This is a genomic window from Flavobacterium sp. 123 (genome assembly GCF_003634825.1).
Taxonomy (GTDB): domain Bacteria; phylum Bacteroidota; class Bacteroidia; order Flavobacteriales; family Flavobacteriaceae; genus Flavobacterium.
In genome coordinates this window covers 2,173,070-2,198,920 of the sequence record NZ_RBXD01000001.1, presented here as the reverse complement: position 1 = coordinate 2,198,920, position 25,851 = coordinate 2,173,070, and the positions used below count along the sequence as shown (strand labels likewise).

Below are 25,851 nucleotides of genomic sequence, written 5' to 3'. Positions count from 1 at the left end.
AATTACATTTGTATATGGCGCAATTAGATATGTTTGGGGGCAATGGAAATGATAATACTTTTCCTAAAACGGGTTTAAATAAAATCACAAACGGTGAATTTATTTATTTACCAAACTTTTTCTCAAAATCTGAAAGTGATTTTTACTTGAAAGCATTGACAGAAAAAGTGCTTTGGAAACAAGAATCTATGAATATATATGGGAAAAATATTGACTTTCCTAGACTAACTGCTTGGTACGGCGATAATGACAAGCCCTATTCATTTTCTGGCATTACTCTAAGTCCTACTCCCTGGAATGATGAAATTCTTGCTATTAAAAATAAAATTGAGCCGGAATCTAAAGTAGTTTTTAATAGTGTCCTTTTAAATAGATATAGAAGCGGTTCCGATTCAATTTCTTGGCATACTGATGCAGAAAAAGAACTTGGTAAAAATCCAGTAATTGCATCCGCTAATTTTGGAGAAACACGAAAGTTCCAATTAAGACATCGTATAACAAAGGAAAAATTGGAGATTGAATTAAAACACGGAAGTGTTTTGATAATGCAGGGTGAACTACAACACTTTTGGCAACATCAAGTTCCTAAATCGAGTAAACCATTAAAAGAAAGAATCAATTTAACTTTTAGAGTAATACTATGAACTGGCAAAAAGTTGAAATAATAAATGATGAGGGAGAAACAGTTTTGGCACAAGCACCAATAATTGTGTCAGCCAGTCGCTCAACTGATATCCCAACATTTTATGCAGATTGGTTTGTAGAAAGATGGAAAGCCGGTTATGTAAAATGGAAAAATCCTTTTAATGGATTACCTCTTTATGTTTCTTTCAAAAACACAAGAGTAGTTGTTTTTTGGACAAAAAATCCAAAACCGATGATGAAACATCTTGATTTCTTGGATGAAAATGTCAAAAATTATTATTTCCAATTTTCATTAAATGATTATGACAAGGAAGGTTTTGAGGGCAAAGTGCCTCGTTTAGAAAGTAGAATAGAAACATTTAAAGAACTCTCCAATAGAATTGGAAAAGAAAAAGTAGTATGGCGCTTTGACCCATTATTGCTGACAAACGAAATTAATGTAAAGGAACTACTAAAAAGATTGGAAAAAATCGGCGACAAATTATACGAATACACCACGAAGTTAGTTTTCAGCTTTGCTGACATTGATATTTACAAAAAAGTAGAAAACAATCTTAACAAAGCGGATATTAAATATAGTGAATTCACTTTGGAAACAATGATGGAATTTGCAGAAGGCTTACAAAAGTTAAATAAAAAATGGGGATTAGAACTGGCAACTTGTGCCGAAAAGTTCGACTTGAATAAATATGGTATAGATCACAACAAATGTATTGATGACGACCTTATGATTGATTTATTTCATCAAGACGAAGAATTAATGAAATTCTTAGGAGTAGAATTTATAGAACCCTCCTTATTTAATGCAACAACAACTATAACGAAAACAAAAAAAATAAAAGACAAAGGTCAAAGAGAAGCTTGTGGTTGCATTATGAGTAAGGACATTGGCGAGTACAATACTTGTCCGCACGAATGCGTCTATTGTTATGCAAATACTTCAAAGGAAGCAGCCTTTGCTAATTACAAATCACATACAATGAATTCAAAAGCAGATACTATAACAGGAAAATAAATAAATTATGCCATATTATTTCAATCTACCCATAATTACACAATTAACACCCAATCAACAAGCAGCCTTAAATGAAACAGATTCACTTGCTTTATCAGGTGGTCCAGGTACAGGTAAAAGCGTTGTTTGTTTATGGAGACATATTAGAAACTATGAAACTGGTATCAGAGAAAGTTTGCTCTTAACTTATACAAAAACGTTAGAACATTATTTAATACAATCAGCATTATCAAAAAATGAAGAAGCTGCCGAAAATGTCAATAGATCACTTTGGTGGTCTTCTCATACAAATTTACACAGAGAATATGATGAAATAATTATTGACGAAGGACAAGATGTTAATATTGATATATATAGAACTATTAAAAGATTTTCTAGCAAAATTTCTTATGGAGCTGATCCCGACCAAAGTCTTTATCTAAATAAAGAACAATTAACAGGATTAACCGATTGGTTAGAAGAAACATTCGAAAATGAAGAATATACCCTAACAAAAAACTTTAGAAATTCAAAAGAAATACTTGATTTTATACGTTCTGTTTTTCCAGATATTTTAATTCCTCAAGACACTATAAACGGATCATTAACAACAGGCTTAAAGCCTATTGTAAAAATTACTGGTTGGAATAGAGATGACGAGTTGGATGCTATTATGAGTATTATTAATGATTTTCAAGGAGATACTGAAAATATTGCAATTTTAGTTCCAACTCAAAAACAAGTAAAAGAATACTATGCACTAATTAGAGAAAAACTTGACAATGATATTGACTGTACAAAATTTAATAGTGACTTAGATGAATTTGAAGGATTAAGTGGTATTCATATTACTACTTTTAAATCATCAAAAGGAACGGAATTTGACACTGTAATTATTCCTAGTTTTGACTCTTATGATTGGTATATTGATAAACTAGACGTAGTAAATGAAGAAGATTATTATGTTGCCTTAACTAGAACCAAAACAAATTTATTTTTAATTTGTAAAACGAAGCCAAACAAAGGAAATAAGAACACTTATGATATTGAATAATTATGAATAATAAAACATATTTTTTACCCATAAAATCAGAAAATCTTGCTTTTTATTTTGCAAAAGGATGCATTTGTCCAACTAAATATTTACAAAATAGAAATACCGATATTCAAAATAGATTTGATAATCAAATACTATTGTCAAATAGTATGTTTACAAATGAAACAGATTGTTCATTAGAAATTATACTCAATGAAGAAACAGAAAAAGCTGTTCAAATTTCAAATAGTTTTTTTACACTAGAAATGCCACTTCCTATTTCTAGAATTAAGAAAATAACATTTAAAAATGAAGAACAAAAGATCAACACTGTATATAACATAGAAAGTGGGGCTGCTTTTTTACCACTAAATTTAATTGAAGTAGTGCCAAATTCAATTGAAATAAATACTGAAGAATTTACATCAATTAATAATCAAAACTCTCTAAAAGATTGGAGCAAAGAATTAGAGCAGTTTGACAGGTTAATGGGTGGCTTTGCAGTGATGAGTATTGCCGGTAATGACCCTCAAAATTATCCAACAAATTATTTTAATACTTTATCAGTAATAAACGATTTAGTTAGAGATGAAATAATAAATCAAGAAGTAGAAGTCAAAAACAACCAAGAGTGGGCAATAATTCGTACTGAAAAATTTAATCGTCTATATGATGCTATTTATAACAAAATAAATAACAGTACTGTTGAGAATTTTGCTAAGGTTGATAAAGTTCAATTATTAACAAATAATGGTAAATATTTAATTGATAAAATCAGCCAAGAAAAACTAACCTATTTCGTTGCAATACTTGCATCTTATGGTGAGGGCACAAGGCAAAGTATTGATACTTTTATTTCTGATATAATATCCAATAAATTCCCAATTGAAAGAAAAGAAGGAATTGCATTAATATTTGGTATTAATAAAGGTTATGATGTTTTTCGAAATAATTATAAAACAAATAACTTTAATGTTGATGTTAAATTCAAATTAGACAGCCAATTAGACTATTATACAATAGAAAGTATTTATCAATTTACTTTTAATAATAAGAGAGACAATAGTGATTTTGAATATCTAAGCTGGGTAAGTGAATATGAAAACGAAATTAACGATACAGATTTTGAAACATACCAAGTACTAGACAAAACTATTATTATCAAAAAAAAAGAAAAAATTGGTTTCAAAGAAATTTTCCAAAGTATTTCACGCAATAAAATTTATCAAAAAATCATATCAGAAATTAATAAGTGTATTCCAAAATACTTAATTGATAAAGATGATATTGAAGGAACTAAATACTTTACAAATCTTTTAAAAGAAGATTTTGAAGAGTACGAAATTGAAATATACAAAAATGCTAAAGAAGTAATTGAAAAAGAGTTAAACAATAAATTTGATAAAAAACACATTGATAATTGTTTAGAGATTGATAAACTAAATAATATTATTTTCGAACAAAATAAAAAGATTAAAGACCTTGAAGAAATTATAGAAAAATCAAAGTCAAACAAAAATGATAATATAAAAGATTTTCAAGAACCAAACGAACCCCTGGGAACAACAATTAATTCTTCATCCGAAAATTCTGTAGAAGTAAATAAACTATACACTGAAAAAGCACCTAATGAAAATCTAGTCAATGAAGCTGACAATATAGAAATATTAGTAGTTCAGAATGATAATTCAAATAGAAAGCAAGAACTCAAAAAATTAAATATTACTAATTTAAGAAAGGAGGCTGAAAAATTTAAAGTAGATAATTTTAAAGCTTTTAAAAACAATCCTGACGATATGGATAAATTAATAGAAGCTATTTTATATGTAGAATCTCAAAAAGGAATATTTTAAAATGAGTGTTTTTGACGAATTGATAGACGACTCAAACAGTATAGAAAGTTTAAGTTCTTTTATTGAGCAGAATGAGGACAGGTTATATGATTTTTTTTTAACACAAAACTTTAGTGATTTAAATATTGACAAAAATAGAATTGAGTTATATATTTCAAATAACTTACAAAATTTTAAAAAGTTAGATTTTTCAATAGAATCAAATAAAAGTTTTATTAGCATATTGCTTGATGTTTCGCAAAGGTTTAGTTTTTTAATGCCTTTTCATCAACTCTATAAACTTTTAATTAAAAATAATTTAAATATAAGCAGCCGTTTAGAAGCTTCCTCTTTATATCTTATAGGAATAAAAAAAATATCGGATTACGATAATATTATAGATAGCTTTTTAGATAGACTTTCAATTGCATATAATCAGGAAGAAGATACAGAAGATAAGGTAATTGATACTTTTATTAGTTATTACGCATTAGTAATTAATGATTTTGGTAAACAAAACAATGAAGGTGTAGTTTCAATTAAAAATAAAATACTTTCTAAAAAAAACAATCCTAATTATTATTTTTTACAAAACAATCTTATTAATCAAGTACTTAATCTTGATTTAATTGATCCTATTACTTCATATAATAAAATTCAAAATTTATTAGATACTTTTCTAAAAAGAGTAAAAAGGCATTTTCCTTTTGAAAATAAATTATTTTTAATAGAAGAAGGTACAAACTATGCTGACTTATTAGAAAGTGCTGCTGTAAACTTTCATTCGATAAGACAAATATCTGTTGATCAATTCGCTCTAATAAATGATTCAAATGTTTTCTATTCTCTTCAACGTGGAGTTAAAATTATTGAAAATGAAAACCAATTATTTTCTTATTTAAAGAGTTATGGCAAAATGCACCATACAAAACTTGTTTCAAGTTTTAAACATTTACCGGAACATATATTTAATAAAAATCCCCATTGCATCGATTGGGGTTGTGGGCAAGGAATGGCATCAATGACTTTACTGGAATATTTAAATGACTATGATATCGACCAATCAATATCACAAATAACGCTAATAGAGCCTTCCCAAATAGCTTTAAAAAGAGCATCACTTCACGTTTCAAAATTCAGCAATAACACCAAAATTATTAATACAATAAACAAGGATTTAGATTCATTGGTAGCTAATGATTTTCTACAAGTAAATAAGACGCGAATACATTTATTTTCTAATATACTTGATATGGATGTTTTCTCATTATCAAAATTGATTGATTTAATTAAAGCTAATTTTCCTGGAGAAAATTATTTTTTATGTGTAAGTCCCTACATAACTGATTTAAAAACAGCGAGAATTGATAGTTTTGTAAATGCTTTTTCTAGCAATGATGGTTTTGAAGAATTGTTTAAAATAAACAGTAAATCGGATGATTGGATAAATGGATGGACTAGAGTAGTCAGAGTTTTTAAATGTGTAATTTAATATTTGCTAAATCAATTTTATGATTTTTTTTCTAATCTATATTTCTATCGGACTTATATTAAATTTCGTTGGTCCACTTGCCAAACATTTGGCCATTGAGGATAAATACTCTTTAAAAGAAAATAAAAACAAAAGTTGGTTTTACAGATACTCATTTATTATTTTGACGAGATCCTTTATGACCATTTTTTATCCTGTTTTTTATTTTAGTTATTATATACTTAAAAGAAAACCACAAGAACCAGTTTCATTCGAAGATAAGCTAAATACTAGTTTAGTAAAAAGACTTAGAAATATCGGCGAATATAATAATACAGCACCAACAGAAAAAACTAGTGATGAAAAGATTATTGAAATATATAGTTTAATTTGTTCGTCTTTTAGAAAAGCTAGTTCAGATAAAAAAGAACGAATTCCTGCAGATAATTTAAACACAATCGCAATGAAATTCTTTAAAGTATATGAGGAATTTGGGGAAGATTTTATGAAAGAGCATTTAGAATACGAATTAAAAAAATATACTACCGAAGGATTAAGACCAGAATATCAGCGAGGAATTTCATTATTTTAAACCCTAATTTAAAAATGACACCAGAACAACTAAAATTAATAAAGCAACTTGCACAATTAGGCGATGTTACCATTGTAAAAAGAGGCACATCAAGTCTTATTAATGCTATTTCAGAAATGAATAGCAAAGCACTTGAATTAATTTTGGAAGACAATGTAAGTTATCAAGATACTACCAAAACAATTTTTCTCCAAAAACTGAAAGAAGTTTTCACAGATTTTCAAAAGGAAGACAATAAACTTATTCCTTATGAGGGAAAATGTAATTCCGCTGAATGTACCAATAAAAATAAAAAAGGTATAGCCTTTGTTGGAAATAAATCAGGTCGATATATAAATTTCATTATAGAAGAAAACGAAAATGGGTCTGTAAAAGATATATACAGGTGTTCTGATTTTTGTACTAATGAAAAAACTATAGATGAAAATATAAAACAATTAAATTTTACTGTATATAAAGACGAAAAAGTTAATTTCAAACCGTCTGCATATTACATTTCTTCAAACAAAAAGTCTATTAGTGCAATTAATTATCTTAACCAATTTGATAAAACTGAAATTTCAAAAGATCAAATAATTACCTGGGTAAAGCAATATGAGGAATTCTATAATTCTTTAGACTGGTTTGATTTGTCATACAAAAATATATCACCTTTTGATAGCTGTTTTTATCATATTAATGGTGTATACGAATTCATAATTATTGAAGATGAAGCAGCTATCGCTTTAGAAGAATTTAAATCAGTCAATTTAGAGGATGAAATACAAATATTAAAATGGTTAGTAAAGTTTGAATATTTGTACTATAAACTAATATTATTACATCCTAACATCGTCTCGGAAGAAAGCTTAAAATCAGGTAAAATTATATTGTATAAAGATTTTAATGTTTATTTTAAAACAGAAATATTACAAAACTGTATTAATTTACAAGAATTTTTCGATAAATATTACTATGAAAAATTAAATAAATATACTACCCAATCTCAGGAAGAACAAGAAAATCAAATACCTTTTGATGATGATTACGAAAGAACTTCATCCTTAAAATATCATTTACAAATAAGAGGAATTATCTAATCATTATCTCATTCACCTGCACAAAATCCTCGTTTAGTCCAAGTATTCCTAAACTCACATCTTTGTTTGCTTCATTTCGCTAATTTCATTTTTTAAACAACATTTTGTACCTTTAATTCTGATTTTTAAAGAGGTGTTTTTTATGGAAACTATCGAATTAACTAGAAAAGAATTATACGACATAGTATGGTCAACAACACTTTCAAAGTTGACACAGCAGTATGCATATACAAATGACGGAATAAAAAAATTGTGCAAACAATATGAAGTCCCTATGCCTGATGGGAGTTATTGGTCAAAACTCAAATTCAATAAAAAGTTTAAAAAAGAGAAGCTCAATCCAGTCTTTGCTGTTGTTGACAAAATCGTTTTAACAATTAGGAAAGAAGGCAATCAAATTAATGTAGACCAGACACCTTTAACCATAAGAACCAAAGAAATTGAGAGTGATCCAAAAGCACCATTAATAGTTCCTGAAAAATTAACAAAGCCAGATATCTTAATTCAGAATACTAAAAGCTATCATCAAAGTAGAAAAAATAAAGATTTTGTTAGAAACGATAAATTGGATACTGTACATATTTATGTAGAAGAAGCCAATTATAATCGAGCATTAAATATAATGGATAGTTTCATTAAACTATTAAGGCATCGTGGCCATTCTTTCCGTAGAGACATAAATAATTATGGTCCTAAAATAGTAGCTTATGATGTTGAATTTAGCTGGAACATAAGAGAAAAAACAAAAAGAATTCTTTCTGATAAAATATATGAAACGGCAACATATATACCAACGGGTATTTTAATTCTTCAAATTGGAGAAAGTTTTCGTGCAAAAGAATGGGTAGATGGTGCTACTAAATTAGAAAACAGATTGTCCAAAGTGGTTGCCAAAATTGAACTGGATGCACTAAAAGAATTAGAATGGCGAGAAGAATGTAGATTAAGTGATATTAGAAGAGCAGAAGAAGAACGAATAAGAAAGATTTTTGAAGCTCGAAAAGAGAAGGAAGTAGTCAAAACCAGGAAACTTTTTTCAGATGCTAAAAAATTCGATAAAGCAACTATGTATAGAAATTTCATTAAAGCCACAGAACAAAAAGCAATCACAGAAAACAATCTCACAGCAGAACTCAAAGATTGGATAAAATGGGCTTATGACAAAGCAGATTGGATAGATCCTACTTCAGCGAAACAAGATGAGTTATTAAATGACAATGATATTGATGAAATTGAAAACCCTAAAAAAACAAACTATTATTTCCGGTAGAATAATAATCATAAGTATAGTAAAAATGGAAAATCCTTTTGAAATTATTTTAGAAAGACTGGACCGCATAGAAAAAACTATCGAACAATTAAGTGCCAACGGTCCTTTAGCACAGACAAACGATCCAATGGATATAAAAGCTTTATCAGCATACATAAAAACAAGCCCATCAGCTATCTATAAATTTACTTCTGAAGGTTCAATCCCTCATTATAAAAATGGCAAAAGACTGTATTTTAAAAGAGACGAAATTAATGAATGGATATTTTCTACCAAGGTAAATACTGGGTATGACATAGATAAGGCAGCAAATGAATACATAAGAAAACATCCAAGAAAGTACTAATTACTGTTATTTGTATCGAAATAAATAAAAACAGCGTGTTTTACTGGAAAATTATTGTTAGAAAATAGACTTTACTGGAAAATCGTTTGTATTTATTCATTAAAACACCCTTTTAGTGGAAAACACAAAAAGACCTTAATAGCTTTATAATGGAAAATATTTGCGTTAAATAGTGCTTTACTGGAAATTATTAGCTATTTTTGAAGTATAAAAGCATTTCTAATGGAAAATAACATCCCAATTCACCTTCAGGAAGTAATTTTTGCTTCAAGCGATACAGCAATAAGCAGACAATTAGGAAAACTGGAAGAAACAGGGCAAATAAAAAAAATTGCTCCTCGTATCTATACTTCAAATTTAAATGAATCAGAAGAGATTATTATTAGAAGAAATATTTTTACCATTCTTGGAAAACTGTATCCAGGTGCAGTATTAAGTCACCGTTCCGCCTTAGAATTCAAACCAACAACAGCAAATCAAATATTTGTAACTTATACATATACCAAGAAAATTGAACTGCCAGGAATAACCATCCGCTTTATGGAAGGACTACCGGCAATAGAAGGAGACAATCCCTTTTCGGGAGAATTATTTGTAGCACAACAAGAAAGAGCTTTTTTAGAAAACCTACAATCTTCTCGCCAAATTGGACCAACATCCAAAACGATTACCCTCCCGGAAATCGAAAATAAATTAGAACAAATAGTACAAGTAAAAGGAGAAGAAGGACTAAACCAATTTCGGGACAAAGCAAGAGAAATTGCCAACAAATTAGGAATGCAAACCGAATTTGACAAACTCAACAAACTAATCAGTGCCTTACTCACTACAAAACCTTCCAAAATACTCACATCGCCATTGGCAGTAGCCAGAGCTTTAGGAAACCCTTACGACAAACACCGTTTAGAATTATTCGAAAAACTGTTTGTAGAACTGCAACAGCAACCTTATAAAGAAAGTCAAGATAGGAATAAAGAAACCAATGCCTTTCGAAATTTCGCCTTCTTTGAAGCCTATTTTTCAAACTATATCGAAGGAACTATTTTCGAAATAGAAGAAGCCAAAAGCATCATTCAAACCGAAACACCAATTCCAAATCGAGATGAAGATTCACACGACATATTAGGAACCTACAGATTAGTTAGTAATCAAACGGAAATGAGTACAACACCTTCAAATCCCGATGAATTACTGAACATACTACAATACAGGCATCAAATACTTTTAGGAGCAAGAACCTCAAAAAAACCAGGGCAATTCAAAGACAAAAACAACCGGGCAGGCGAAACACATTTTGTTGACCATACCTTAGTTAGAGGAACAATAATAAAAGGATTTGATTACTACCAAGCACTGCAAGAACCATTCGCAAAAGCAGCATATATTATGTTTATGATAAGCGAAATACATCCATTCTTGGATGGAAATGGAAGAATTGCAAGAGTAATGATGAATGCCGAATTAGTAAAAGCAAACCAAACTCGAATCATAATTCCAACAGTGTATCGCGATGACTATTTAGGAGCATTAAGAAGACTAACAAGAAACTATGATCCGGCGGCCTATATCAGAATGTTGCAAAGAGCACAAGAATTCAGTGCTTCACTCCTAGCAAGCGATATGCAAGCATTAGAAAATCATTTAACACTAAGCAATGCCTTCAAAGAACACGAAGAAGCAAAACTGAAAATAATTCCATTGCAATAAAAGCCAAACAAAACCCAAATAATAAAGAAAGGCATTTTACCCTTCGATTGGCACTCCTTTGCCAACGCTCCAAAAAAAATTACTGTCACGGTTTTTGAACAAAAACACGTACACTGCGTGACTCGCGCCAGTAATTTTTTTCCCCAAGCTGTGTTACATAATTGAGTATTATAGTTCATTACAAAGCTTTTATATTGTTTTTTTGGTTTTTGCAATGAAGCTATAATATCATTTATGTAAAACAGCCGCCACACCCAACGCGCTTGCCAGTGGCTCCAGGACAACATTTTTAATTGCTTCCTCGCACCGGCCTGCAATAAAAAATGCTGCCCTTCGCCACTGTCTTTAAGAACCTTCGCAATTTCAAAGGAAACTTTACGGTTATCATTGCTTTCAAGAACGTTTACGTAACCTGTTTTTAGCAACTTTGTGTTTAAATCGGTAAGTATTTGCATTGTTTTTGTGCGTATTGCAAACCGCTTATCAACTCCATTTCTAACATTCACGACATAGGAATAAGCAATTTGCAACACCCACAAAATCAATAGAAGCCAGCAAGAGTGTGGTTTTTTATTTGCCAGAAAACCCGAAGTAATTGCTTCAGCGGAAAAGCCGATGCCATACCGTTCCTAAATATAAAGTTGACCAGCCCGAAGCATTGTCTTTCTTTCAAGTCTATGGCATCGACTTTTCCACAAAAGCAATCAAAAACACCCCAGTAAGCAAATAAAAAACCACACACTTGCCTGCGCTACTGCCCCATCGCACTAGGTATTATTTTTTCATTGTTTTTGTAAGTATTGAAAATCACTTGAAAACCTGTACTATAAAATTGAAAAACTCAGTAAAGTGATTTTCAATACCCACAAAATCAAGTCCAAGAAAGAGTATTGATTTTCAAAACAGAAAAATAATAGGAATGAATTTGATATTTCTTTTTTCTGTTTTTAAAATCCACACACTTTCCGAAAACCACTCTATTCCAAGTCAACTCCCTTTCCCTCAAAAACCTTCCGATTATACTATGACGATTGGTAAACGAAATCAAAACAAAAAATAAAAAAAAGAAGGCAAAGGTAAGTTCCAGGTTTACAAAAAAGCAAGTTCAAGCCTCCGGTTTTTGATAAAATCTCCACCCATAACGGTTCGCAACAACACTTTGTTCAACCTTCACGACCATACTTCCGATGATGTATCGGGTAGTATTTTATCAAAAAAACTTGCTTTTTTGAAACCTTCCACTTGAACGAATGGCTTTCTTTTTTTTCCTTTTTTTTCTTTTGAAAAATTTAATGGGCGGAGCGTAGCGAAGCACATTGGTCTTTCAACCGAAACCCTGTGGAAAATTGAAAATCTAACCCATTTTTAAAGCCGAATGTTATGCTAAATTTCATCATCAAGACCCACCGAAAAGACACCGTTTACACAAAACCCCATTTATTCATACTTAACAAGGGGATGAACAGCGGAAAGCCACAAAAAACGCCATTTACTAACAGCTTTGTAATCATTTTTTCAAATGAAGAGGACTGCGAAAGCCTTTTTTTCATTGCTTATAGTTTATGGCAAACAAAATTCTGGCATCAGTATTTAGTAGGTTCTGTTATTTCGTTTTTGCGTCTTCCAGATTTCAAAAAACAATTCAATCCACAAGCCAGTTTAATGATCGTGGAACACGAGCAGCACCAAAAAAATGTTGCACCTCTCAAACTTTTGGAGAAAAAAGAAAAACAGTACAAAGAGGATATGATGCTCATAAATGACATTCGTAGAGCCATTTTATACCGTTATTGTAGAAAATAAATCAATCCTGGTCCAAATGGACTAGGATTGATTGCGCCTTATTCCCAAGCAAACCAACGCATAAGTGCAATATGATTGCACCACTTAAATAAATCGAAGAAAAGCAAAGCAATCTACTTTTATTGACTGCTAAAAACAAAAAAAGCTCCAATAAATGGAGCTTTCGAGGTGGTTATTAACCGTTTTTAAGGGTTTGCTTTAGGTTCTTCTTCCGATTTTACAGCAGTTTGAGAAACTACTGAAATAATACTACCACCCAGAACCAAGTAACCAGCAGCCGAAACCAATCCAACAGGTAAGGCAATAGGCGAAGCGATGATAATTCCACCAACGGAAGCCAAAGCAATTCCAACAGTTCTCAAAATTTTAAACCATTTTGGAGTTGGCGCCAAGGTTCTTTCTACTAAATTCATTTTGTTATTTTTCATAATCTGGATTTTTAAAAATTGATAATTCTAAATTGTATACTCTTTTTTCGATGTATTCTACTTTCTGGTTCAATAAATCGTTGCCACTTTTGAACTCGGTTTTGATGATTAAAGCCATCGTTTTTACTTCAATCAAATCTTTCTCCATACTCTTGAAATCAGTGTGTAATTGCTTGATAAAATAAGCCACAATCGAGAGTAACAAGGTGATTAACGTTCCAAAAAGTGTGGCGATGATGTTGATGTTTTCCATTTTTTGGCCTTTTTAGAATTGAAAATTATTTTCAATAGTTATTACATTGTTTTCAACTTTTGCCAGTGCTACTAATTTTGGATAAATCATTTTGTAAGCTGCAACACTTTGAGTAACTTGAAAATTGCCATCAACGAATTGGAAACCAAAACCACAAAGCGGACACCCGGCAGTTTCTTTGATAGTATTTCCGGTATGGATATAAACAAAGCTGAAATTTGGCAAACCAGTAATTTCAATCATTCCTTCGTGAAGCTTTCCAAATGCTTTTTTGTAATCCACATTTTTAGCTCCGTGAGTGTTCAACTTCAAATTAAAAACACCTTTTGGAATGGCAGTTTGAGAAGCTATTTTTACTTCTCTAATTTTATCCTCTAACAAATAGCATTAAAATATTCCGTTAATGTATAGCTGGCTCAATGTGCTTTCTTTGCCCTGGGCTACTCTTATTATTTTGCTTTCCATAGTCTTAATAGATTGGAGATTAAACAAAAAATCCCTCACTTTTGGTGAGGGATTTTCGGAAGGTTTTTCTAAAAAGCATCCTCAACTTTCAAGCAATTACCACTGGAGAACAAGTAGTAATTTGGTCCCACTTGTTGGTAGAACTCAATTCCAATACACTGCAAAACTGTGGTGTTTACCGTTGGTAGAACTCCACCAGGTAAAGTTGCAGTAATTGTAGTGGCAGGAACTGGAGCGTACAAATCCAAGAAAGGACTATATTGAATATCGTTTACCTCATTCAATGCTGCATCCATAGGATCATAGCTGTTAGTGGTAGCGTTGTATTCAAAATCACTCACTACTGAAAGAGAACTAATCAAACGAAAGTGAGTTGCACCAGATGGAGCATTAACCAAATTCGCTGGATTAAAATCAGGAACTACAAATTCGCCACTTTCTCTATCAACCGTATGAGTTAATGAGTAAGGAGCATTGAAAATACCATTGAAAGAAGAGTTTTTGTCAAACTCAAAACCTTTTAAGTAATTTCTTTGTGTTGTGATTTCAATTTTACGGTAACCTCTGGCTTCCGTTTGGTCTTCAAGGTTGATTTTCTTCATAATAGAAGTCAATCTTCCAGTTACTTGGCTGTCGGCCATTTGTTTCATCACTTGAGATAAACCAGTTCGAACTGATTTTCCTGCTTTGGCACAAGCGCCAAATTCATTCATATTCTCACGAGTTCTTTCGAACTCTGGAGCTGAGAGTACTTGGTCACCAGTTGGACCACCAACCATTCCGGCAAAGTAGCCTTCTTGACCTTTAATTTTAAAATGTCGGATATCTCCAAGAGTTCCAACATACTTGATAACACCTTTCTGTCTTGCCATTTTTTTAAGTTTTAATGGATTAATAATTAGATAAAATTCATAAGACAAATTTCAAGTATTATCTTTGATTATCAATAACTTAAAATACTGTAAATCAATGCAATACAACGCAAAAGCACCGTACATAGTGGAAACCCATTGGCAAATTGAAGAAGTCCTTGACGGAGATAGCATAATCATTTGCAATCGTTTCACTCAAATGAAAAAAGAAATCCGTCTTTATGGCTTGGATGCACCAGAAGTAAAGATTAACAGAAAGATGAAAGAGGATGAAGAGAAAAGCAGTTTACCAGCCCAATTATTGCTCCAATTTGGTTTGCAATCCTTGCACTTCGTTTTGTCGGTTGCACCGCCTAAAACGGTTGTAACTATCATTACAGAACAGGAGAACTATTACGACTACTGGAACAGACAATTAGGGTATGTAATTTTGCCTAGTGGATTATGTTTAAATGAATTACTTTTACAAAATGGGTATGCTAAAGCAACCCAACAATATTATTGTGGTAAGCTAGCAGAGTATCAAGCGATGAACCGCCAAGCACAGCTTAATAGTATTGGGATCTATAGTCAAATAAAAGTATTCTGATTTGTTGTACTTATGTTGTACTAGAGGGTTTTAAAAATTAAAGAGTACCAATAAATACAACTCCTTACAGGCGTTAAGAAGATATATACTAGTTAGGCGATATTAACAAATCAAAACGAGTTATCTTGAAAAATATAGCGAGTTTAGGAGTGTAAGCAATTAACTAACAATCAAAAGAAACTGAGCGGTATAAACCGCATCAAGCATTAAACAAGATTAATAATGAACAATTTAACTGATTTTCAATTATGCGTCCTATATTTAATACTTTTAGCGATTGTTTTTTTAATATATAAATTTGAATTAAGAAATAAAAACAAAAAAGATTCTTTAATAATTGACGGGCAATATAAAAGTATATCTTATTTAAAATCAGTGTTTTTAATTGTTCTATTTGCATTTTTATTTGTTATTTACTTTTTTAAAACAATTTTATAATATGAGTGATAATATTTTGAACTTTCTTGTGCCTGTTGTGCTTATTGTTTGGGGAATATTTTTGAAAATCTCCAAAAATGAAAATTATTTATCATTAAAAAGATATTGGTTATTTTTTTTATTGGGTGGAATATTTTTATTTTTTGCAAGATTATATACTGCTTTGCATCATTAGTGAATTATTGATTTGAGGCAATCTATCAATAGACAAAATTTAAAATTAATTCAAAGAAATAACATCGCCTAACACACGCTACAAGCAATTTGGGCATTAGGCTTAATGGAAAATTGGTTTGTATTTGGAAGAATTGGCAAATCCGAAAGATAACGCTTCCTTAATCCCAAACTGTTTGTAGCGCGAGAACGTTAGTCACATCAAAAGTATGGCATTTGTCATACTTATCTATCCAAAATTAGCAAGCTTTGTGTGATTCTATCCTATATATAGAATTTGGCTGCTATTTTTTAACACACCCAAAATTCTAACAAAACATTAAGTAAAAAAGAACTTCCGTTTACTTAAATTCGCAAAAAAACATAGATATGCAGAAATTAAAAAAAGTATTATTAATTGATACGCATTTAACGTATCCGAATTGGACAGAAGGAACGCTAAATAATTCATTTTACCAAATTGCAAAAGATTTTTTCAACTCTAAATCTTACGAAGTTTTAGAAACCAAAGTTGAAAAAGGATATAACACTGAAGAAGAAGTTGAAAAACATTTGCAAGCAGACATCGTAATTCTTCAAACGCCTGTGAATTGGTTTGGCGCACCTTGGATTTATAAAAAATACGTTGACGAAGTTTTCAATAGAGGACTTAATAGTAAAAAACTACTTATTGGTGACGGAAGAAGTAGAGACGATGAATCAAAGCAATATGGTTCTGGCGGAAATATGCAAGGGCGAAAATTTATGATTTGTGCTACTTGGAATGCACCAGCAGAAGCTTTCAATAATCCTTCACAAAATCTATTACAAGGAAAAAACACTTCTGACGTTTTCCTTAATATCACAAGTAATTATCGTTTCTGCGGATATGATATTTTGCCTGATTATAATTGTTTCGACATTTACAAAGGCGATACTATTGAAAAAGATTTGGAAAATTATCCAGCACATTTAGTAAAAGTTTTGAGTTTATAAAAAAGAGAACAAGCGATTTATTACTTAAATAGCTTGTTCTCTTTTTCTTAACCAGAAATTACCAAGTTGAAATTTTGCTTATCTTTAGAAATAATTAGCAAAACCCGTTACTACACCAAACTGTGGCACGTTAGTCTTTACTCCTAAGATATGGAACACAAACACACACACGATAAAAACGGCAAACAACTAAAAAAAAGCCCTAAAGAACCGAGCTGTTGCGCTACCGACGAAGCTATTTTTGAACAAACAAAAAAAGAAGAACACAAAGCCGACTATTCCAATAGCATCGGTCTTTTGAAAATGTTTGTGCCAGCAATTATTTCATCAATCTTATTACTTATTGCTATTAGCTTAGAAAATTACTTCTTAACAATATGGTTTACGGGTTGGGTAAAAATTGCATGGTACATATTCACCTATTTACCCGTTGGATTTCCAGTTTTGAAGCAAGCAATAGTTACGATCCGAAAAGGGGAACTATTTTCCGAATTTTTATTAATGTCGATTGCTACAATTGGTGCATTTGCAATTGAAAAATATCCCGAAGGTGTAGCGGTTATGTTATTTTATTCTGTGGGTGAAGTATTTCAAGCATTGGCGGTAAAAAGAGCGAAAGCCAACATCAAAACCCTACTTGACCAACGACCTGACGAAGTAACTATTTTATGGAATAGCGAAGCCAAAATCATTAAAGCAATAGATGCTACTATTGGCGATATTATCCAACTCAAATCAGGAGAAAAACTTGGACTTGATGGAGAATTAATTTCTGAAAATGCCTCATTCAACACTACTGCTCTCACAGGCGAAAGTAAGCCTACAACCAAAAATAAAGGAGAAGTTGTTTTAGCAGGAATGATAAATCTAAACGCTATTACACAAGTAAAAGTAACAACAGCATACACGGATAGCAAGTTGAGTAAAATTTTGGAAATGGTTCAAAATGCTACAAAACAAAAAGCACCAACAGAATTATTCATCAGAAAATTTGCTAAAATCTACACGCCAATTGTTGTCCTTTTGGCAATTATGATTAGTACAATCCCGTACTTTTTTGTAGACAATTATGTTTTTAATCAATGGCTTTATAGAGCATTAGTTTTCTTGGTTATTTCTTGCCCATGCGCTTTGGTTATTAGTATTCCGTTAGGTTATTTTGGAGGAATTGGAGCAGCCAGTAAAAATGGAATTTTGTTTAAGGGCAGTAACTTTTTAGACTTAATCGCTACTATTCAAAATGTAGTTATGGACAAAACTGGGACAATGACTGAAGGTGTTTTCAAGGTACAAGAAGTGGTTATAAAACCTGAATTCAACAAAGAGGAAATTTTACAAATGATTAATGCTTTGGAAAACCACAGTACGCATCCCGTTGCTACTGCTATTCATGATTTTGTTGGCCAAATTGATTATACTATAAAACTTAATGATGTAAAAGAAATTTCAGGACACGGACTAAAAGCAACTATTCGAGACAAGGAAATTATAGTAGGAAATTTTAAGTTGATGGACGATGCTTCCATAAAATATGATATTGATCCAACTAAAATTGTTTACACCTTAATTGCTATTGCTTATGACAAACAATTTGTGGGATATTTAACAATTGCCGACAGTATTAAAGAAGATGCGCAAATTACCATAGAAAAATTAAAAGCATTAGGCGTAAAAACCACAATGCTAAGTGGTGACAAGAATACCGTTGTAAAATATGTTGCGGATAAATTAAAAATAACACATGCATTTGGTGATTTATTACCAGAAGATAAAGTAAATAAGATAAAAGAAATTATTGCACAAAACCAAACAGTTGCTTTTGTAGGCGATGGTATAAACGATGCTCCTGCTATAGCCTTGAGTAATGTTGGCATTGCAATGGGAGGCCTTGGAAGCGATGCCACTATTGAAACCGCAGATGTAGTAATTCAAGACGACATGCCAAGTAAAATTCCAATGGCAATAAACATTGGAAAACAGACAAAGAGAATAGTATGGCAAAACATTACAATGGCATTTGCCATAAAAGGAATCGTTTTAATTCTTGGAGCAGGTGGATTAGCCACAATGTGGGAGGCTGTTTTTGCTGATGTAGGAGTTGCATTATTAGCCATATTAAATGCTGTGAGAATTCAAAATATGAATTTCAACAAATAGCTAAGAAAGTTTTTGTTAATCAATTATAAATAAAATTATTTCATAAAAAAAGCCCCAAACGGGGCTTTTTTTATATGATGAAATCAAGTATTATTTACTCAAGTACATTTTTCTTCTAGAATACAATTCATAGAATTGATCGTCTTTCAAGTCATCAATAAACAAGATGCTTTCTCCTGTTGATTTCATTTCTGGTCCTAATGCTTTATTCACATTTTGGAACTTACTGAAAGAGAAAACAGGTTGCTTAATAGCATATCCTTTTAATTGTGGATTAAAAGTAAAATCAGTTACTTTATTATGTCCTAACATCACTTTAGTCGCATAGTTCACATAAGGTTCTCCGTATGCTTTTGCAATAAATGGAACGGTACGAGACGCTCTAGGATTAGCTTCAATGATATAAACCGTATCATCTTTTATCGCAAACTGAATGTTGATTAAACCAACCGTTTTTAAAGCTTTAGCGATTTTATGTGTATGATCTTTAATTTGTTGCATCACAAATTCACCCAAGTTAAACGGTGGTAAAGTAGCGTTAGAATCGCCCGAGTGTACGCCACAAGGTTCTATGTGCTCCATAATTCCTATGATATACACATTTCCGTCTGCATCACAAATCGCATCCGCTTCTGCTTCGATTGCTCCGGCCAAATAATGGTCTAACAGCAATTTATTCCCTGGAATCGATTTCAATAAGTTGATAACGTGCTCTTCTAATTCTTTTTTGTTAATTACAATTTTCATTCCCTGACCTCCTAATACATACGAAGGACGAATCAATAATGGAAAATCTAAAGTATCAGCTAAAGCAGAAGCTTCATCCGCCGTTTCCGCAATCCCGAATTGTGGGAAAGGAATATTCAATTCTGTTAACAAATCAGAGAAACGTCCTCTGTCTTCGGCTAAATCTAAGGCATCAAAACTGGTTCCTATAATTTTCACTCCGTATTTAGACAGTTTTTCGGCCAATTTCAAGGCAGTTTGTCCTCCTAATTGTACGATAACGCCTTCTGGTTTTTCGTGTTGGATAATATCATAGATATGTTCCCAAAAAACGGGTTCGAAATACAATTTATCCGCTGTATCAAAATCAGTAGAAACCGTTTCAGGATTACAGTTAATCATGATGGTTTCGTACCCACATTCTTTAGCCGCAAGTACCCCGTGAACACAAGAGTAATCAAACTCAATTCCTTGTCCAATTCTGTTTGGGCCTGACCCAAGAACAATAATTTTCTTTTTATCGGTTACTGTACTTTCGTTGTCAACATAACGTGTTCCGTCCGCTTTTTCTATTTCGGCTTCAAAAGTCGAATAGTAATAAGGTGTTTTAGCCGTGAATTCCGCAGCACATGTATCTACTAATTTAAACACACGGTTGATACTCATGTCTGTACGCAAGGTATGCACTTGACTTTCCTTACAACTCATCATGTGTGCAATTTGTCTATCAGCAAAACCTTTTTGTTTGGCTTCCAAAAGCAATTCTCTTGGCAAAGTTTCTACAGTATAGTTAGAAATCTCTTTTTCTAAAACATACAATTCTTCGTATTGTTTCAAGAACCACATATCGATTCTGGTGATTTCATGAATACGACTCAATGGAATTCCCATTGCGATAGCATCATAAATCACGAAAACACGATCCCAACTTGCAAAAGTCAGTTTCTCGATAATTTGTTCGTAGTTAGTGTATCCTTTTCCATCAGCCCCTAAACCATTTCTTTTGATTTCCAATGATTGTGTTGCTTTGTGTAAGGCTTCTTGGAACGAACGTCCAATTCCCATTACTTCCCCAACTGATTTCATTTGAAGCCCTAAAGTTCTGTCAGCACCTTCGAATTTATCAAAATTCCAACGTGGTATTTTTACAATCACATAATCCAAAGTCGGTTCAAATAAAGCTGAAGTTGATTTGGTGATTTGGTTTTGCAACTCATCTAAGTTGTAGCCTAAAGCTAATTTTGAAGCAATTTTAGCAATTGGATAACCCGTTGCTTTTGATGCTAAAGCAGAAGAACGAGACACACGAGGATTGATTTCAATTGCAACAATATCTTCTTTTTCGTCTGGTGAAACCGCAAACTGTACGTTACAACCTCCTGCAAAATTTCCGATACTACGCATCATCAAGATAGCATAATCACGTAATTTTTGGAAAGTTGTATCTGATAATGTCATTGCTGGCGCTACTGTTATTGAATCTCCAGTATGGATTCCCATTGGGTCCATATTTTCGATAGAACATATAATCACCACATTATCATTTTTGTCTCTCAACAATTCTAATTCGTATTCTTTCCAACCTAATAAAGCTTTATCAATTAAAACTTCGTGAATTGGTGACATTTCTAATCCGTAAGTTAGTTTTTCGTCAAACTCTTCTTTACTATGAACAAAAGCAGCTCCAGTTCCTCCTAATGTAAACGAAGGACGAATTACTAATGGAAAACCAAATTCCTGAGCAATTTCTTTACCTTCTAAAAATGAAGTAGCTGTTTTTGCTGGTGCAGTAGGAACATTTATTTTTTGTAATAATTGTTTGAACTGCTCTCTATCTTCAGTAATATTAATGGCATTCACATCAACACCAATTAATTTCACTCCAAAATCTTCCCAAATTCCTTTTTCATCAGCTTCTAAACATAAATTTAGTGCTGTTTGTCCTCCCATTGTTGGCAAAACAGCATCAATTTGCGGATGTGCCTTAAGGATTTCAATAATAGATTTAGTTGTTAAGGGTTTCAAATAAACATGATCTGCCATAGAAGGGTCGGTCATGATTGTTGCCGGATTCGAGTTAATCAAGATAACTTCGATTCCTTCTTCACGAATAGAACGAGCTGATTGAGATCCTGCATAATCAAATTCGCAAGCTTGACCAATAACAATAGGACCAGAACCTATTATTAAAACTGATTTTATGGATGTGTCTTTTGGCATTGTATTGTGGTATGTGTAGTTGTTATTTATTGTTTAAAGTTTGAGGTTTAAAGTTTGTAACTCGCTTTAAATCTTAAACTTGAAACTTTTTTAATGACAAGGTATAAAAAAAGGCGATACTAAAAGAAGTAACGCCTTATATAAGTTTATACAAACATTATTTTTTGTGTCTAGGTTCGCTAGATACAGTCAATTTATGTCTTCCTTTAGCTCTTCTACGCGCAAGAACTTTTCTTCCATTAGCAGAAGCCATTCTGTCCATAAATCCGTGCTTATTTCTTCTTTTTCTTTTCGATGGTTGAAACGTTCTTTTGCTCATTGCTTTGTATCTTTAAAATCTTAATTTATGTGTCTTAATGTTTTTGAATAACCGTTATTCTAAAACCGAGTGCAAATATACAAAGACTTTTTTTTCTGGCAAGTAGTTTTATAAAAATATTTTTAATTCCTTTTACTATCTTTGCAATCATAAAAATATACCTATTATGTTTCACAAAAATATTAAACTTATTATTGCCGGACTTATTATAGCTACTGGCTTTTGGCAATTTACAGAAAGTAATATTGGAAATGGGATCTTCCTTATTTTACTAAGTGCTTTTCCAATTTTTCTTTACTTTAAAAATGAATTCATCCTACTTGCCTTCTTAAAACTAAGAAAACAAGATTTTGAAGGCGCAAAAAAATGGCTAGCATATATCAAAAACCCAGAATCGGCTTTGGTACAAAAACAACAAGGATACTTCAATTACCTTCACGGAATAATGCTTTCGCAAACAAACATCAATCAAGCAGAGAAATATTTCAAAAAAGCAATTGAATTAGGTTTGTCTATGGATATGGATTTGGCTGTAGCCAAATTAAACTTAGCTGGTGTTGCGATGTCACGCAGAAGAAAACTAGAAGCTACTACCCTATTGAATGAGGCTAAAAAACTAGACAAGCAAAACATGTTGAAAGATCAAATCAGCATGATGAAAGAACAAATGAAGAAAATATAATTCATAAATAAATTAAAAAAAGGGTCAAATGATACACATTTGACCCTTTTTTATTTTGTTCAACCCTGATTTTGAAAAAAGAAAATTAGCTTCTATTTTCAAATAAACCATCTTAAGGAATATAAGTTCATTTTAAGCATTTGTACTTTTTAGTTTAATGTAAACCAAAATATATTTTTTCTCTGCTAATTCTATATTTTCTTAAACTATATAAGATAGCAAAAAAGCTTTCCTCAAAGGAATATCTGATATCTTTTCAGTTTGTTTTACATTTCCTAAAACGTCTTATATGGTTAAAAATTTGTTCCCTATTTTCTAGAACTATACAAGACTGTTAAAAACTTAGTATCCCTTCAAAGGAATATCTAACAAGTACTTTTTATTTGCACTATTAACAAATTTAGTTTCTCGCAGCCATGGATTATGAATTTTTAAAATTTTATAATTAATCCCTTGACTTTTAGCAAAACCCGCTAAGTCAATAATAGAACTGTCTATTTCTATTTTCTTAATGGGCAGAATTTCATATTGTGACTCTGATGTAATCACAAAGCCATATTGAGCTGGATTTTTCATTATTTCTTTCAAAGCAAGAATTCTAAACACATATCGTGATGTTTCTTCTGTGAGCAATAAATCATAATAGTCCGTCACTTTTTGAATATCCATTTGTTTTTTCAAACCTGTTTCTCCCACATTATACGAGGCTGCAACTAATGTCCAACTTCCAAATTTTTCTTTCGCTTTCAAAAAATAATCACAAGCTGCTTGAGTAGATTTTTCTAAATGATACCGCTCATCAACATTTTCATTAACCTCAAGCCCTCTCTCTTTAGCAGTTTCAGGCATAAATTGCCAAATGCCTTTGGCTCCAGCCGGAGAAACAACATTAACCAAACCACTTTCAATAACCGCTACATATTTAAAATCATCTGGCACTCCATTTTTTTTCAATATGGGTTCAATTATTGAAAAAGCACGCTTTGCTCTTTTTAGGATCAAAATAGTGGCCGCATGAAGATTTTCGTTAACTAATAATTCTCTGTCAAAACGTTCTTTTACATCCGAAATTTTCAGGGGTGTTTGTTCTCCTGCAAAATCTACACTGACTGGAAAATAATTTGAATCAACTGTTTTAGAAATTTCATTATTCGTTTCTGGACTAGTCGCAAAAATAAACAGACCACTTACACAAACGAGGAAAAAGACAAAAGTTAACTTCTTGATTTTATTTTTATTTTGCATGATTTTAGTATTCTATATTCGTATTTGTTCCCAAGATAATATTGGGTAAATTAGCATTCAACCATTTGTATTTACTCAGTATCATAATATGAGTTCCTCCTTTTACAACGATACATTTCTGAATATATTTTATAGGAAAAACATCATCATTATCCCCATGTAAATGAATTACACGCTCATCAATTACGGTTCTGTCCCAAAGAATTACCTTTTCAACCGCCCATTCTAAGTACTTAATATCACGTACTGATAAGTATTTTTCATATAATTTAATTCGCTGATTTATTTTTCCACCGAAAGAAAATTTAGCTAAGTTTTCTAAATTCAAAATCAAACTCATTGGGATTAATTTATATGCTTTAGTCGTTTTGGCAATTTTCATTCGTCTTGGAAATTCTAAATTGCTTTTGACACTTGATATAATAATTACTTTTCTTGCCTGAACAAATGCAGCCATTTCCTGAACTAAAATACCTCCAAAAGAAACTCCAATTAAAACAGGATTAGGGTGTGTGATTTTAGCCGAAATTCTCTTTGCATAGTCTGGTAAAGTCTCATTATAAAGAGGAATTTCCCATTCTAACAACACAATTTCAAAAGTAGCTACAGGAAATTCAATTCGTTCAAAAATAGCAGAACTAGCCGCCAAGCCCGGCATCAAATAAACAGCAATTTTATCCATAATTGTTTTAACGATTTTACAACGGCATTCCGAATTATTATTCCGAATTTTGCATAAAATTAATTTTTTTATTGAAACCTGTCTAATAACATCCTTTATATTAGCAATAAATTATGACTACAAAAGTATTTAAATCCAGTTCAAGAGGTAAAAGCGATTTTGGCTGGCTAAAAGCTAATTTTTCCTTTTCGTTTGGAAATTATTTCAATCCTGAGAGAATTCAATTTGGAATGCTACGCGTTTTAAATGACGATACAATAGCTGGCGGAACAGGTTTTGGCACACATCCACATGCTAATATGGAAATTATAACCATTCCACTTGAAGGAGGATTGAAGCATAAAGACAGCATGGGAAACGAAGGAATAATTCGTTTTGGGGAAGTCCAAGTTATGAGTGCAGGAACAGGAATTGAACATTCAGAGATGAATGCTAGTCAAACCGAACAAGCAAAGACATTGCAATTATGGGTTTTTCCAGATCGCGAAAACGTCCAACCAAGATACGACCAGAAATCATTTGATATTGAAAATCAAATCAATACCTTTGTAAATGTTGTTTCTCCAAAAGAACATAATGACGGGAATGCGCTTTGGGTATACCAAAAAACTTTTTTTAGTTTAGGAATTTTCGAAAGCGGTAGCAACACAACCTACAAGGCAAAAATTTCTAAAAATGGTGTTTTTCTATTTTTGATTGAAGGACAAATTACCGTCGATAATCAAATTTTAAACCCAAGAGACGCAATGGAAATTATTGATTTTGATGAATTTGAAATCAAAATTAACACTAAATCAAAAATACTTTTGGTCGAGGTACCAATGGGTCACTAGTAGATATATGGAAGCAAC

The 25,851-nt window shown here is 31.7% G+C and carries 25 protein-coding genes; 16 read left to right on the top strand and 9 right to left on the bottom strand.

The genetic code is table 11. The features are described from left to right. Nucleotides 1-14: 14 nt before the first annotated feature. The 10 genes from C8C88_RS09715 (at nt 15) to C8C88_RS09670 (ending at nt 10,972) form a co-directional block, all read left to right on the top strand. On the top strand, nt 15-644 hold the full coding sequence (locus C8C88_RS09715) for an alpha-ketoglutarate-dependent dioxygenase AlkB (protein WP_233549328.1): 630 nt from the start codon (nt 15-17) through the stop codon (nt 642-644). Next, nucleotides 641-1,660: a DUF1848 domain-containing protein gene (locus C8C88_RS09710; protein ID WP_121337896.1), complete on the top strand. Its 1,020-nt coding sequence runs from the start codon at nt 641-643 to the stop codon at nt 1,658-1,660. The genes C8C88_RS09715 and C8C88_RS09710 overlap by 4 nt, the downstream gene beginning before the upstream one ends. Before the next feature lie 7 nt (nt 1,661-1,667). Then, nucleotides 1,668-2,693: a 3'-5' exonuclease gene (locus C8C88_RS09705; RefSeq protein WP_121337894.1), complete on the top strand. Its 1,026-nt coding sequence runs from the start codon at nt 1,668-1,670 to the stop codon at nt 2,691-2,693. 2 nt (nt 2,694-2,695) lie between these two features. Continuing rightward, nucleotides 2,696-4,528 (top strand): hypothetical protein, encoded by a 1,833-nt coding sequence (locus C8C88_RS09700; RefSeq protein ID WP_121337892.1) that lies wholly within the window; start codon nt 2,696-2,698, stop codon nt 4,526-4,528. A gap of 1 nt (nt 4,529) precedes the next feature. Further along, nucleotides 4,530-5,999: a hypothetical protein gene (locus C8C88_RS09695; RefSeq protein WP_121337891.1), complete on the top strand. Its 1,470-nt coding sequence runs from the start codon at nt 4,530-4,532 to the stop codon at nt 5,997-5,999. 19 nt (nt 6,000-6,018) lie between these two features. Then, a complete protein-coding gene (locus C8C88_RS09690; protein WP_121337890.1) occupies nt 6,019-6,570 on the top strand; it encodes a hypothetical protein in 552 nt (183 codons plus the stop codon). Nucleotides 6,571-6,584: 14 nt separating this feature from the next. Further along, a complete protein-coding gene (locus C8C88_RS09685; protein WP_121337888.1) occupies nt 6,585-7,649 on the top strand; it encodes a hypothetical protein in 1,065 nt (354 codons plus the stop codon). A 142-nt stretch (nt 7,650-7,791) separates the two neighbouring features. Then, nucleotides 7,792-8,919 carry a hypothetical protein gene (locus tag C8C88_RS09680; RefSeq protein ID WP_121337887.1) on the top strand — a complete coding sequence of 376 codons (1,128 nt, stop codon included), beginning with the start codon at nt 7,792-7,794 and terminating at the stop codon, nt 8,917-8,919. Between the two features lie 25 nt (nt 8,920-8,944). Then, a complete protein-coding gene (locus C8C88_RS09675) occupies nt 8,945-9,265 on the top strand; it encodes a helix-turn-helix domain-containing protein (protein WP_158588992.1) in 321 nt (106 codons plus the stop codon). Nucleotides 9,266-9,487: 222 nt separating this feature from the next. Next, nucleotides 9,488-10,972 carry a Fic family protein gene (locus C8C88_RS09670; protein WP_121337884.1) on the top strand — a complete coding sequence of 495 codons (1,485 nt, stop codon included), beginning with the start codon at nt 9,488-9,490 and terminating at the stop codon, nt 10,970-10,972. Here the strand turns inward: C8C88_RS09670 and C8C88_RS09665 are convergent. Further along, the gene (locus C8C88_RS09665; protein WP_121337883.1) at nt 10,903-11,427 is read right to left on the bottom strand and encodes a hypothetical protein; all 525 of its coding nucleotides are present in this window, start codon (nt 11,425-11,427) and stop codon (nt 10,903-10,905) included. The two genes, C8C88_RS09670 and C8C88_RS09665, sit on opposite strands and share 70 nt — an antisense overlap. A 925-nt stretch (nt 11,428-12,352) precedes the next feature. On the opposite strand from C8C88_RS09665, the gene C8C88_RS09660 reads away from it, so the two are divergent. After that, nucleotides 12,353-12,775: a hypothetical protein gene (locus C8C88_RS09660; protein ID WP_121337882.1), complete on the top strand. Its 423-nt coding sequence runs from the start codon at nt 12,353-12,355 to the stop codon at nt 12,773-12,775. A 185-nt stretch (nt 12,776-12,960) separates the two neighbouring features. Here the strand turns inward: C8C88_RS09660 and C8C88_RS09655 are convergent, their stop codons facing one another. From C8C88_RS09655 to C8C88_RS09640, 4 genes are all read right to left on the bottom strand, one after another. Beyond that, nucleotides 12,961-13,203 (bottom strand): hypothetical protein, encoded by a 243-nt coding sequence (locus C8C88_RS09655; RefSeq protein WP_233549327.1) that lies wholly within the window; start codon nt 13,201-13,203, stop codon nt 12,961-12,963. Beyond that, nucleotides 13,193-13,456 carry a hypothetical protein gene (locus C8C88_RS09650; RefSeq protein ID WP_121337881.1) on the bottom strand — a complete coding sequence of 88 codons (264 nt, stop codon included), beginning with the start codon at nt 13,454-13,456 and terminating at the stop codon, nt 13,193-13,195. Before C8C88_RS09650 ends, C8C88_RS09655 begins: the two co-directional genes overlap by 11 nt. Nucleotides 13,457-13,468: 12 nt before the next feature. Beyond that, nucleotides 13,469-13,837, bottom strand: coding sequence for a DUF5675 family protein (locus C8C88_RS09645; protein WP_199711405.1), 369 nt, complete (start codon nt 13,835-13,837; stop codon nt 13,469-13,471). A 152-nt stretch (nt 13,838-13,989) separates the two neighbouring features. Further along, nucleotides 13,990-14,793 (bottom strand): hypothetical protein, encoded by an 804-nt coding sequence (locus C8C88_RS09640; RefSeq protein ID WP_121338633.1) that lies wholly within the window; start codon nt 14,791-14,793, stop codon nt 13,990-13,992. A gap of 97 nt (nt 14,794-14,890) precedes the next feature. On the opposite strand from C8C88_RS09640, the gene C8C88_RS09635 reads away from it, so the two are divergent. The 3 genes from C8C88_RS09635 to C8C88_RS09615 all read left to right on the top strand — a co-directional run bounded on the left by C8C88_RS09635 (nt 14,891) and on the right by C8C88_RS09615 (nt 19,126). After that, a complete protein-coding gene (locus C8C88_RS09635) occupies nt 14,891-15,382 on the top strand; it encodes a thermonuclease family protein (protein ID WP_121337880.1) in 492 nt (163 codons plus the stop codon). A 981-nt stretch (nt 15,383-16,363) separates the two neighbouring features. After that, entirely contained in the window at nt 16,364-16,969 is a 606-nt protein-coding gene (locus tag C8C88_RS09620; protein WP_121337877.1) for an NAD(P)H-dependent oxidoreductase, read from the top strand. A gap of 150 nt (nt 16,970-17,119) precedes the next feature. Next, a complete protein-coding gene (locus C8C88_RS09615; RefSeq protein WP_121337876.1) occupies nt 17,120-19,126 on the top strand; it encodes a heavy metal translocating P-type ATPase in 2,007 nt (668 codons plus the stop codon). Nucleotides 19,127-19,216: 90 nt separating this feature from the next. Here C8C88_RS09615 and carB read toward each other — a convergent pair whose 3' ends face one another. Together carB and rpmH are read right to left on the bottom strand one after the other, a co-directional pair. Beyond that, nucleotides 19,217-22,072: a carbamoyl-phosphate synthase large subunit gene (carB, locus tag C8C88_RS09610; RefSeq protein WP_121337875.1), complete on the bottom strand. Its 2,856-nt coding sequence runs from the start codon at nt 22,070-22,072 to the stop codon at nt 19,217-19,219. A 157-nt stretch (nt 22,073-22,229) separates the two neighbouring features. Then, nucleotides 22,230-22,391, bottom strand: a complete 162-nt coding sequence (gene rpmH / locus C8C88_RS09605) for a 50S ribosomal protein L34 (RefSeq protein WP_008464848.1) — start codon at nt 22,389-22,391, stop codon at nt 22,230-22,232. Nucleotides 22,392-22,557: 166 nt separating this feature from the next. Between rpmH and C8C88_RS09600 the strand changes: the two genes are divergently transcribed. Continuing rightward, the gene (locus tag C8C88_RS09600; protein WP_121337874.1) at nt 22,558-23,073 is read left to right on the top strand and encodes a DUF2892 domain-containing protein; all 516 of its coding nucleotides are present in this window, start codon (nt 22,558-22,560) and stop codon (nt 23,071-23,073) included. Between the two features lie 342 nt (nt 23,074-23,415). Here C8C88_RS09600 and C8C88_RS09595 read toward each other — a convergent pair whose 3' ends face one another. Together C8C88_RS09595 and C8C88_RS09590 are read right to left on the bottom strand one after the other, a co-directional pair. Then, nucleotides 23,416-24,318, bottom strand: a complete 903-nt coding sequence (locus tag C8C88_RS09595; protein ID WP_121337873.1) for a lytic transglycosylase domain-containing protein — start codon at nt 24,316-24,318, stop codon at nt 23,416-23,418. A 4-nt stretch (nt 24,319-24,322) separates the two neighbouring features. Next, nucleotides 24,323-25,000 carry an alpha/beta fold hydrolase gene (locus C8C88_RS09590; RefSeq protein WP_121337872.1) on the bottom strand — a complete coding sequence of 226 codons (678 nt, stop codon included), beginning with the start codon at nt 24,998-25,000 and terminating at the stop codon, nt 24,323-24,325. 113 nt (nt 25,001-25,113) lie between these two features. Here C8C88_RS09590 and C8C88_RS09585 point away from each other — a divergent pair, with 113 nt between their 5' ends. Then, nucleotides 25,114-25,833: a pirin family protein gene (locus tag C8C88_RS09585; protein ID WP_121337871.1), complete on the top strand. Its 720-nt coding sequence runs from the start codon at nt 25,114-25,116 to the stop codon at nt 25,831-25,833. Nucleotides 25,834-25,851 lie beyond the last annotated feature (18 nt).